At 65.1% G+C, this 10,542-nt stretch carries 8 protein-coding genes; 6 read left to right on the forward strand and 2 right to left on the reverse strand.

Annotation, left to right across the window (positions count from 1 at the left end; all coding sequences use genetic code 11):
- Window positions 1-141 precede the first annotated feature (141 nt).
- Entirely contained in the window at window positions 142-2,424 is a 2,283-nt protein-coding gene (locus ACN4F8_RS17235; protein WP_419474689.1) for an Orn/Lys/Arg decarboxylase N-terminal domain-containing protein, read from the forward strand.
- 6 nt (window positions 2,425-2,430) lie between these two features.
- Here the strand turns inward: ACN4F8_RS17235 and ACN4F8_RS17240 are convergent, their stop codons facing one another.
- Together ACN4F8_RS17240 and fabI are read right to left on the reverse strand one after the other, a co-directional pair.
- Window positions 2,431-3,285 (reverse strand): DNA ligase, encoded by an 855-nt coding sequence (locus ACN4F8_RS17240; RefSeq protein ID WP_419474690.1) that lies wholly within the window; start codon window positions 3,283-3,285, stop codon window positions 2,431-2,433.
- Between the two features lie 24 nt (window positions 3,286-3,309).
- The gene (gene fabI / locus ACN4F8_RS17245) at window positions 3,310-4,107 is read right to left on the reverse strand and encodes an enoyl-ACP reductase FabI (protein ID WP_419474691.1); all 798 of its coding nucleotides are present in this window, start codon (window positions 4,105-4,107) and stop codon (window positions 3,310-3,312) included.
- A gap of 38 nt (window positions 4,108-4,145) precedes the next feature.
- On the opposite strand from fabI, the gene ACN4F8_RS17250 reads away from it, so the two are divergent.
- The 5 genes from ACN4F8_RS17250 (at window position 4,146) to ACN4F8_RS17270 (ending at window position 10,495) form a co-directional block, all read left to right on the forward strand.
- Window positions 4,146-6,005 carry an extracellular solute-binding protein gene (locus ACN4F8_RS17250; protein WP_419474692.1) on the forward strand — a complete coding sequence of 620 codons (1,860 nt, stop codon included), beginning with the start codon at window positions 4,146-4,148 and terminating at the stop codon, window positions 6,003-6,005.
- Between the two features lie 6 nt (window positions 6,006-6,011).
- A complete protein-coding gene (locus ACN4F8_RS17255; RefSeq protein WP_419474693.1) occupies window positions 6,012-7,040 on the forward strand; it encodes a microcin C ABC transporter permease YejB in 1,029 nt (342 codons plus the stop codon).
- Window positions 7,006-8,076, forward strand: a complete 1,071-nt coding sequence (locus tag ACN4F8_RS17260) for an ABC transporter permease (protein WP_419474694.1) — start codon at window positions 7,006-7,008, stop codon at window positions 8,074-8,076. Before ACN4F8_RS17255 ends, ACN4F8_RS17260 begins: the two co-directional genes overlap by 35 nt.
- The gene (locus tag ACN4F8_RS17265) at window positions 8,073-9,683 is read left to right on the forward strand and encodes an ABC transporter ATP-binding protein (protein ID WP_419474695.1); all 1,611 of its coding nucleotides are present in this window, start codon (window positions 8,073-8,075) and stop codon (window positions 9,681-9,683) included. The genes ACN4F8_RS17260 and ACN4F8_RS17265 overlap by 4 nt, the downstream gene beginning before the upstream one ends.
- A gap of 62 nt (window positions 9,684-9,745) precedes the next feature.
- Window positions 9,746-10,495, forward strand: coding sequence for a DUF2189 domain-containing protein (locus ACN4F8_RS17270; RefSeq protein WP_419474696.1), 750 nt, complete (start codon window positions 9,746-9,748; stop codon window positions 10,493-10,495).
- The last annotated feature ends 47 nt before the right edge of the window (window positions 10,496-10,542 follow it).

Here is a 10,542-nt window from a genome sequence, read left to right on the forward strand (position 1 = left end):
CAAATGCGCGGCGCCACCCGGACCCGGACACACGTTGTCCGTACACTTCGCGCCTGCTTTGCCCTTGATGGCACGCGCACCACGCGCTCCCACCACCCGCTCCCTTTTGCCCGATGGCCGCCCGTGCGGCTGGAGAACTTCATGAAATTCCGCTTTCCCATCGTCATCATCGACGAGGACTTCCGCTCCGAAAACACCTCGGGTCTGGGCATCCGCGCGTTGGCTCAGGCCATTGAAGTCGAGGGCTTCGAGGTGGTCGGGGTCACGAGCTACGGCGACATGAGCCAGTTCGCCCAGCAGCAGAGCCGGGCCAGCGCGTTCATCCTGTCGATCGACGACGAAGAATTCAGCCACGGCGCCGACCTCGATCCGGTGGTGCTGAACCTGCGCAACTTCATCGACGAGGTTCGGCGCAAGAACTCCGATGTGCCGATCTACATTTACGGCGAAACCAAGACCAGCCGGCATTTGCCCAACGACATCCTGCGCGAGCTGCACGGCTTCATCCACATGTTCGAGGACACGCCGGAGTTCGTGGCGCGCCACATCATCCGCGAAGCCAAGAGTTACCTCGAAGGCATCCAGCCGCCGTTTTTCAAGGCGCTGCTGGACTATGCGGAAGACGGCTCGTATTCGTGGCACTGCCCGGGCCATTCGGGTGGCGTGGCTTTTCTCAAAAGCCCGGTGGGTCAGATGTTCCACCAGTTCTTCGGCGAAAACATGCTGCGCGCCGACGTGTGCAACGCGGTGGAAGAGCTGGGCCAGCTGCTCGACCACAACGGCGCCATCGGTGCGAGCGAGCGCAATGCTGCTCGCATTTTCAACGCCGACCACTGCTTCTTCGTGACCAACGGCACCAGCACCAGCAACAAGATGGTCTGGCACCACACGGTGGCGCCGGGCGACGTGGTGGTGGTGGACCGCAACTGCCACAAGTCCATCCTGCACAGCATCATCATGACGGGCGCCATTCCCGTGTTTCTGAAGCCCACGCGCAACCACTACGGCATCATCGGCCCGATTCCGCAGAGCGAGTTCGAGATCGACGCCATCAAGGCCAAGATCCGCGCCAACCCGCTGCTGGCCGGTGTGGACGCCGACGCGGTCAGGCCGCGCGTGCTCACGCTCACCCAGTCCACCTACGACGGTGTGCTCTACAACACCGAAGCCATCAAGCAGATGCTCGACGGTTACGTGGCCAACCTGCACTTTGACGAAGCCTGGTTGCCGCACGCGGCCTTTCACCCGTTCTACGGCAACTTCCACGCCATGGGCAAGAAGCGCGTACGCCCCATGGAGTCGGTGGTGTACGCCACGCAGTCCATCCACAAGCTGCTCGCCGGCATCAGCCAGGCCAGCCATGTGCTTGTGCAGGATTCGCAAAACGTCAAGCTCGACCGCCACCTCTTCAACGAGGCCTACCTGATGCACACCAGCACCAGCCCGCAGTACGCCATCATCGCCAGCTGCGACGTGGCCGCGGCCATGATGGAGCCGCCCGGTGGCAAGGCGCTGGTGGAAGAGAGCATTTTTGAAGCGCTCGATTTCCGCCGCGCCATGCGCAAGATCGACGCCGAGTTCGGCGACGAGGACTGGTGGTTCAAGGTCTGGGGCCCCGACGATCTGGCCGAAGAGGGCATGGGCGAGGCCATCGACTGGGTGCTCAACCCCGACCCGGCGGGCTCGCAGGCCACGGCCAAGGAGTGGCACGGCTTTGGCGACATGGCGCCGGGCTTCAACATGCTCGACCCGATCAAGGCCACCATCGTCACGCCGGGCCTGAACCTGGACGGCCGATTCGAGCCCGAAGGCATCCCCGCGTCGATCGTCACCAAGTTCCTCGCCGAGCACGGTGTGGTGGTGGAGAAGACCGGCCTCTACAGCTTCTTCATCATGTTCACCATCGGCATCACCAAGGGCCGCTGGAACACGCTGCTGACCGCGCTGCAGCAGTTCAAGGACGACTACGCCAAGAACCAGCCGATGTGGCGCATCCTGCCGGAGTTCTGCCAGAAACACCCGCGCTACGAACAGATGGGCCTGCGCGACCTGTGCCAGCACGTGCACGAGCTCTACGCCCGCTACGACATCGCGCGCCTCACGACCGAGATGTACCTGAGCGACCTCACCCCGGCCATGAAGCCGACCGATGCGTTCGCGCACATCGCGCAGCGCACCACCGAGCGTGTGCCGATCGACGAGCTCGAAGGCCGCATCACCACCAGCCTGGTGACGCCATACCCGCCGGGGATCCCGCTGCTGATCCCGGGCGAGGTGTTCAACAAGAAGATCGTGGACTACCTCAAGTTCGCGCGCGAATTCAACGCCCAGTGCCCGGGCTTCGAGACCGACATCCACGGCCTCGTGGAGATGGTGGGCGACGACGGCAAGAAGCGCTACTTCGCCGACTGCGTGAAGGTCTGACGCGGTTCAGCGCTGCGCGTCGGGGCGCAGCAGCCGCACGAAGCTGGCAAAGCGTGGCACACCGCTCTCGTTGACGCCACGAAAACGGTAGGTCACCCATTCGCCCACGGCGGGTGGGTGGTCTCGCTGGGCATCGGTGAAGCCGGTGCCCAGGCGGAACCGCGCACCTTCGTGGGTTTCAACCAGCAATGCGCCCATGCGGCCCGCGTGGCGGCCCTGGCCAGGCAGCTGCTGCAGCACGCGGGCTTCGGCGTCTTCGTGGGTCTTCACCTTCAGCAGGTCGTCGCTGCGTTCGGCGCGGTAAAACGAATCGCCCCGGTGCAGCATCAGCCCCTCACCGCCGGCTTTCACCATGCGATCCAGCCGCGCCATGAGCTCGGCGTGGCTGGTCACGCGCTCTTGCGGGACCGCCTGCACCCAGGGTTGATTGAGTTGCTGCACCAGCGTCTGGTACGCCGCGATGCGTTCGGTGAAGCGCCCGGGGTGTGCGGGCAGGTCGAACACCATGAAGTGCAGGCGCCGCCACGCATCGTCTTCGGGGGTTTGCCTGCGCACCGTGGAGAGCGTCTCTTCAAAACGGCCCCGACCGATCCAGAGCTCACCGTCCATGGGTTCGGCGGGCCAGCCGGCGGTGAACCAGGCGGGTGCAGCGATGACTTCACCGCCGCGTGTCAGCAGTCGTTGCCCGTCCCAGAAGCCGCGCAGGCCGTCGAATTTTTCACTCAACCAGTACTGGTGCAGCGATGCGCCGGGCCGATAGATGTTGGCGAGCATCAGGGCGGGAGCGTCGCCTGCCCGCGAAGCGCCGGGCAGGCCGACCCCGAGCAGGCCCAACCAGCCAAGCAGATTGCGTCGCTTCATGACGCACCCCCAAGAGGAAAGGACTCAGCTCAACGCGTCGCTGTCTCGGCTCACGCCCGTGGTGTGGCTGTAGCCGCCGTCCACGTAGGTGATCTCGGCGGTCACGCCACCGGCCAGATCACTCAGCAAAAACGCGGCCACGTTGCCCACGTCTTCAATCGTCACGTTGCGGCGGATCGGCGACGCACTGGCCACCATGCCCAGCAGCTTGCCGAAATCCTTGATGCCGCTGGCCGCCAGCGTCTTGATGGGGCCGGCGCTGATGCCGTTGACGCGCATGCCCTTGGGGCCGAGCGATTCGGCGAGGTAGCGCACCGACGCTTCCAGGCTGGCCTTGGCCAGGCCCATGGTGTTGTAGTTGGGCACAGCGCGCAAGGCGCCGAGGTAAGTGAGGGTGAGCAGGGCCGACTTCTCGTTGAGCATGGGCAGCGCCGCCTTGGCCATGGCCGGGAAGCTGTAGGCGCTGATGTCGTGCGCGATGCGGAAGTTCTCGCGGGTCAGACCATCCAGAAAGTCGCCGGCAATGGCTTCGCGCGGGGCAAAGCCGATGCTGTGCACGAAGCCGTCGAACTTGGGCCACACCAGCGCGAGGTCGGCAAACAGCTTGTCGATCTGCGCATCGTCGCCCACGTCGCAATCAAAGATGAGCTTGGAGTCGAAGTCGGCGGCGAACTCGGTGATGCGGTCCTTGAAGCGCTCGCCAACGTAGCTGAACGCGAGTTCGGCGCCCTGTTGATGGCAGGCCCTGGCGATGCCGTAGGCGATGGACCGGTTGGACAGCACGCCCGTGATCAGCAATTTCTTGCCAGTGAGAAAACCCATGTTTCTGTCTCCAATGAAAAATCCTTCAGAATTGTCGCATGCACCTCTCCCGCATCCGCCCCGGCCACCGACTCGTCCTGACGTCCCTGGCCGCGTTGCTGGTGCTGTGTAGCCCGCCCGGTTGGGCCGCTCACGGCTACGCGCTGTGGGGCCAGCTCAAGTACCCCGACGGCTTCACCCACTTCGACTACGTCAACCCCACCGCGTCCAAAGGCGGTGAATTGCGGCTGGTGAGCAACCTGCGGCTGTCCACCTTCGACAAGTACAACCCGTTCACATTGCGTGGCAGCGCTCCGGCGTACTTGTCGGACCTGATGTTCGACTCGTTGCTCACCGGCGCGCTGGATGAGAACGGTGCGGCCTACGGTTTGCTGGCTGAGGACGTGAGCACCGCGCCCGATGGCTTGTCGGTCACCTTCAAGCTGCGCGAGACCGCGCGATTCCACAACGGCGACCCGGTGCTCGCCGCGGACGTGAAGCACAGCTTCGATACGCTCATGGGCCCGCACACCTCGCCGGCCTTCAAGACCGTGCTGCAGGACGTGGCCGGGCTGGATGTGTTGGGCGAAAGAGTGGTGCGTTACCGCTTCAAGAAGCCCAACCGCGAACTGCCGCTGACCGTGGGTGGGCTGCCGGTGTTCAGCCGAGCGTGGGGCAATGCGGTGGACCCCAAGACTGGCCAGCGCAAGACCTTCGACCAGGTCGTCACAGACATCCCCATCGGCAGCGGGCCCTACAAAATTGGCCCGGTGCAGTTCGGCAAGGACATCACCTACGTGCGCGACGCAGCCTACTGGGCGCGCGATTTGCCGGTGCGCCGTGGCACGGCCAACTTCGATCGCATCGTCGTCAAGATCTACAAGGACAACACCGCCAAGCTCGAAGCACTCAAGGCGGGCGAGTTCGACCTCATGCGTTTCTTCTCGGCGGGTGACTGGGCGCGCCGCGTCAACGGCAAACGCTTCGACACCGGTGAACTCGTCAAGGGCGAGTTCACCCACCGCCTGCCCACCGGCTTTCAGAGCTATGTGCTCAACACGCGCCGCCCGCCGCTGGACGACATTCGCGTGCGCGAGGCGCTCGGCCTGGCGATGGACTACGAGTGGATGAACCGCCAGATGTTCTACAACGCTTACCAGCGCGTGCAGGGCCTGTTCGGCAACACCGATTGTTCGCCGCAGGGCACACCATCCCCCGAGGAGCTGGCCTTGCTGGAGCCTTGGCGCAAGCAGTTGCCGCCGGCGGTGTTCGGCCCCGTGTACGCGGCGCCGCGCACCGATGGGTCGAATTCCTTGCGCGGCAACCTCAAGCGCGCGCAGGCCTTGTTGCGCGAGGCCGGCTGGACAGTGCAAGGTGGCCAGTTGCGCAACGCGCAAGGCAAACCCATGGTGCTCGAATACCTCGACAGCAACGAGACCGGTGCCCGCGTGGTCACGCCCTGGATCCGCAACCTGACCAAACTCGGCGTCGAGTTGAAATTCCGCCCGGTTGATTTCGCGCTGTACCAGCAGCGCCTGCGCAGCTTCGATTTCGACATCGTGTCGCTGGCCTACGGCGGCACCAACAACCCGGGCGCCGAGTATGCCGACCTGTTCGGCAGCGCGGCCGCCAAGACCGAAGACTCCGGCAACCACACCGGCACCGCCAACCCAGCGGTGGACGCTTTGATCGAACGCATGATCGAAGCGCCCACACAACCCGAGTTCCTGGCGGCCTGCCGCGCGCTCGACCGCGCCATCACCCACAGCCATGTGCTGATCCCGCAGTGGTCGGCCACAACGCACCGCATGGCTTACAACGCCTGGCGACTGGCCAGGCCGGACAAAATGCCTCCGTACGCATCCGGTGAAGTCTGGGCCATCGACACCTGGTGGGCTGCCCAGGCTCAAAGGAACTGACACGCCATGTGGGTCTACATCCTCAAACGCCTGCTGCTCATGATCCCGACGCTGTTCGGGGTGTTGCTGCTGACCTTCGTGGTGATCCAGTTCGTGCCAGGTGGGCCGGTGGACCAGTACCTCGCGGAGGCCAGGGCGGGGGCCGGCGCAGCGGACGCCGAAGGCGGCTCGGTCTACCGCGGTGCCCAGGGCGTGGACCCCAAGCGCATCGAGCAGATCAAGGCCCTCTACGGGTTCGACAAACCGGCGCACGAACGCTTCTTCCAGATGCTCGGCCAGTTCGCGCGCTTCGACCTGGGCACCAGCTTTTTCCAGAACAAGGCGGTGTCCGAACTCATCATGGAGAAGCTGCCGGTCTCCATCACGCTGGGCCTGTGGACCTTCCTCATCAGCTACGGCGTGGCCGTCCCGCTGGGCGTGGCCAAGGCGGTACGTGCCGGTTCGCGCTTTGATCTGGTCACCACCTTGCTCGTGCTCATCGGTTACGCCATCCCCGGCTTCGTGCTGGGCGTGGCGCTGCTGGTGATCTTTGGCGGGCAGTTGCAGTGGTTCCCGCTGCGTGGGCTGACCTCCTCCAACTGGGAAGAACTCAGCTGGGGCGCGCGCATCGTTGACTACCTCTGGCACATCACCTTGCCCGTCACAGCCATGGTGCTCGGCAGCTTTGCCGTCACGGCCATGCTGACCAAAAACGCGTTTCTGGAAGAGATCCGCAAGCAGTACGTGATGACCGCGCGCGCCAAGGGCCTGAGCGAGCGGCAGGTGCTGTGGAAGCACATTTTCCGCAACGCGCTCATCCCCATCGTCACCGGGTTTCCCTCGGCTTTCATCGGGGCCTTCTTCGCCGGCTCCTTGCTCATCGAGACGCTGTTCTCGCTCGATGGTCTGGGTCTGCTGAGCTACGAGAGTGTGATCCGGCGCGACTATCCCGTCGTGCTCGGCACGCTGTTTTTCTTCACGCTGATTGGCCTGGTGACCAAGCTGATTTCCGACCTTTGTTATGTCTGGGTGGACCCGCGTGTCAAGTTCGACTGAAGCCGTGACACCGTCGTTGTCTCCGAGTGCGCGCGCCTGGCGCCGCTTCAAGCGCAACCGCCTGGGCTATTGGAGCCTGGTGCTGTTCTGCCTGCTGGTGGTGGGCAGTTTGTTTGCCGAGGTGCTGTCGAACGACCGGCCCTTGGTCGTGCGCTACGAGGGCACGACCTATTTCCCCATGGTGAAGGACTATGCGGAGACGGTGTTTGGTGGCGACTTCGACACCACCACCGATTACCTCGACCCCTTCATCCGCGAACAGCTCACCAAAGGCGACAACTGGGCCATCTACGCACCCAATCCGTACGGCCCGCAAACGCTGAACTACTTCGCCAAGCTGCCCAATCCTTCGCCGCCGACGTTGGACAACCTGTTCGGCACCGACGACCGTGGCCGTGACCTGCTGGCGCAACTGATCTACGGCTTTCGTGTCAGCGTGTTGTTCGCGCTGGCGCTCACCGTGATCGGCGTGCTGCTGGGTGTGGTCACCGGCGCCATCCAGGGTTTCTTCGGCGGCAAAACCGACCTGGCCTTTCAGCGCTTCATCGAAATCTGGGGCTCCATGCCCGAGCTGTATTTGCTCATCATCTTCTCAGCCGTGTTTGCGCCCAGCATCAGCCTGCTGCTGATCCTGCTCAGCCTGTTCGGCTGGATGGGCCTGAGTGACTACGTGCGCGCCGAGTTCCTGCGCAACCGCCAGCTGGACTACGTGCGCGCCGCGCGAGCGCTCGGCCTGTCCAACTGGCAGATCATCTGGCGCCACGTGCTGCCCAACAGCCTCACGCCGGTGGTGACCTTCCTGCCGTTTCGCATGAGCGCGGCCATCCTGGCGCTCACCTCGCTCGATTTTCTTGGCCTGGGTGTGCCGCCCGGCACGCCATCGCTGGGCGAGCTGCTCAGCCAGGGCAAGAACAACATCGACGCGTGGTGGATCTCACTCTCCACCTTTGCGGTGCTGGTCATCACGCTGCTGCTGCTGACCTTCATGGGTGATGCGTTGCGCGATGCGTTGGACCCGCGGAAAGCGGACAAATGACGACCTCCATGCTCCTCGAAGTCAAGGGTCTGCGCGTGTCGTTCGGCGGCCAAGCCGTCGTGCATGGCATCGACTTTTCCATCAAGGCCGGCGAAAAGCTCGCGTTGGTGGGCGAGTCCGGCTCGGGCAAGACGGTGTCCGCGCTCTCGCTGCTGCGCCTGGTGCACAACGCCGGCGTGAGCGGCTCGGCGCTGCTCAACGGCCGCGATCTGCTGCAGATGACCGAGCACCAGCTGCGTGGCGTGCGCGGCGATGAGGTGGCCATCATCTTCCAGGAGCCCATGACGGCGCTGAACCCGCTCTACACCGTGGGCGACCAGATCGGCGAGGTGTTGCAGCTGAAAAAAGGCCTCACACCGCGGCAGGCGCTGGCGTCCACCATCGAGCTGCTGGCCTCCACCGGCATCCCTGAGCCGGCGCGCCGCGCCAACGCATTTCCGCACCAGCTCAGCGGCGGCCAGCGCCAGCGCGCCATGATCGCCATGGCGCTGGCCAGCGCGCCCAAGTTGTTGCTGGCCGACGAGCCCACCACCGCGCTCGACGTGAGCCTGCGTGGCCAGATCCTTGATTTGCTGGCCGACCTGCAGCGCCAACACGGCATGGCGGTGCTGCTGATCACGCACGACCTGAACCTGGTCCGCCGCTTCGCCGACCGTGTGGCCGTGATGGAGCAAGGTCACTTGGTGGAGCAGGGCGGGGTGCCCGACGTGTTTGCCGCGCCCCAACACGCCTACACCCAGATGCTGCTCGCCAGCAAACCCGAGCGCGACGTGGCGCCGGCTGCGCCGCCCGCCCCCGACGCCACGCCAGTGCTGCAAGCGCGTGGCCTGCGCGTGAGTTATCCCGTTCCGCTGCCTGGGCTGCGCGGCTGGTTCAAGAAGGGTGAATTCGTCGCGGTGCAAGGCGCCGACCTGGACGTGGCGCCCGGCCAGACCCTGGGCGTCATTGGTGAGTCGGGCTCCGGCAAGTCGACGCTGGCCTTGGCCGCGCTGGGTTTGTTGTCCCACCAGGGCAGTTTGCAAGTCACCGGCTCGGACTGGGCACAAGCCAACAAGAACGGCCAGGGCAGGGCGCTGCGCCAGCGGGTGCAGGTTGTCTTCCAGGACCCGTTTTCGTCGCTCTCGCCGCGCATGACGATCGAGCAGATCGTGGGCGAGGGCCTGCTGGTGCACCAGCCAGGTCTCTCGGTGGCGCAACGCCGCGAACGTGTGGTCAAGGCCCTGGCCGACGTGGGCCTGGTCGACGACCCCCGGCGCGGCGGCGACTGGCTGCAGCGTTACCCGCACGAGTTTTCGGGCGGGCAACGCCAGCGCCTGGCGATTGCGCGTGCGCTCATCATCGACCCGCAGTTGCTCGTGCTCGACGAGCCCACGAGCGCGCTGGACGTGACGGTGCAAAAGCAGGTGCTGGCCTTGCTGCAGCGCCTGCAACGCGAGCGCGGCCTGAGCTATCTGCTGATCACGCACGACGTGGACGTGATCCAGGCCATGGCGCACCACGTCATCGTGATGAAGGACGGGGCGGTGGTTGAAAGCGGCCCGGTGGAGCAGGTGCTTCGAGCGCCCGAGCATCCCTACACACGCACGCTGGTGCAGGCCGCCGCCTGAGCGCTCAAAAGCTTGATCTGCATCAGTCCTACAGTGGGGCGCGGGGCGTATAACCGCCCCACATGATCGACTCCTCTCCACCGCCCGCGCGGTCCGTCACGCTGCATTCGCCCTGGCGATGGCTGGCGCTGGGCTGGGCCGATCTGCGGCGCAACCCCTTGCCAGGCCTGGTTCACGGACTGCTGCTCACCGCCTTTGGCTGGCTGCTGCTCTGGGCCGCGCGCGACCAGTTCTGGCTGCTGGCCGGCGCCTTCTCGGGCTTTCTCATCGTCGCGCCCATCCTGGCCACAGGCCTGTACCAAGTCAGCCGACAGCGCAGCGCCGGCCTGGGGGACGTGGTTGCGCTTTGGCGCTCGGGTGACGGCCGGCTGGTGAAATTTGGTCTGCTGCTCGGCCTGGCTGGCACAGGCTGGGTGCTCACCTCGGCCGGGCTGATCACGCTGTGGTCGCCCGTGCCCATCCTCAAGCCGGTGGATTTCTTGCGTTACGTGGTGCTGGTGCGCGAGATTGGCTTGTTCGAGGTGTGGTTGCTGCTCGGCGCCTTGCTGGCTGCCCCCGTGTTCGCATCCACCGTGGTGGCGCTGCCCATGCTGGTGGACACCCGAGCCTCGGTGATGGAGGCGGTGGCCGAGAGCTGGCGCGCTGTGGCCAGCCACCCCGGGCCCATGGTGCTGTGGGCGGTGGTGATCGCCTTGCTGGTCGGGCTGGGCATGCTCACCGCCTTGCTGGGCCTGATCGTGCTGATCCCGCTGCTGGCCCACGCGAGCTGGCACGCCTACCGAGACCTGACCGCCCATCGGATGGAGCGCTGAACCATGGGCAACACCCTCTTCGGCTACACCGAGGGCCAGATCGCCCA

This window comes from Hydrogenophaga sp. (assembly GCF_048549895.1).
Classification (GTDB): Bacteria; Pseudomonadota; Gammaproteobacteria; order Burkholderiales; family Burkholderiaceae_C; genus Hydrogenophaga.

Excerpts from the sequence above, each read along its gene's own strand:
- ACN4F8_RS17250 (WP_419474692.1), top strand. The coding sequence starts at position 4,146 with ATGCACCTCTCCCGCATCCGCCCCGGCCACCGACTCGTCCTGACGTCC.
- ACN4F8_RS17270 (WP_419474696.1), top strand. The coding sequence starts at position 9,746 with ATGATCGACTCCTCTCCACCGCCCGCGCGGTCCGTCACGCTGCATTCG.
- ACN4F8_RS17255 (WP_419474693.1), top strand. The coding sequence starts at position 6,012 with ATGTGGGTCTACATCCTCAAACGCCTGCTGCTCATGATCCCGACGCTG.
- ACN4F8_RS17260 (WP_419474694.1), top strand. The coding sequence starts at position 7,006 with ATGTCTGGGTGGACCCGCGTGTCAAGTTCGACTGAAGCCGTGACACCG.
- ACN4F8_RS17265 (WP_419474695.1), top strand. The coding sequence starts at position 8,073 with ATGACGACCTCCATGCTCCTCGAAGTCAAGGGTCTGCGCGTGTCGTTC.
- ACN4F8_RS17240 (WP_419474690.1), bottom strand. The coding sequence starts at position 3,285 with ATGAAGCGACGCAATCTGCTTGGCTGGTTGGGCCTGCTCGGGGTCGGC.
- fabI (WP_419474691.1), bottom strand. The coding sequence starts at position 4,107 with ATGGGTTTTCTCACTGGCAAGAAATTGCTGATCACGGGCGTGCTGTCC.
- ACN4F8_RS17235 (WP_419474689.1), top strand. The coding sequence starts at position 142 with ATGAAATTCCGCTTTCCCATCGTCATCATCGACGAGGACTTCCGCTCC.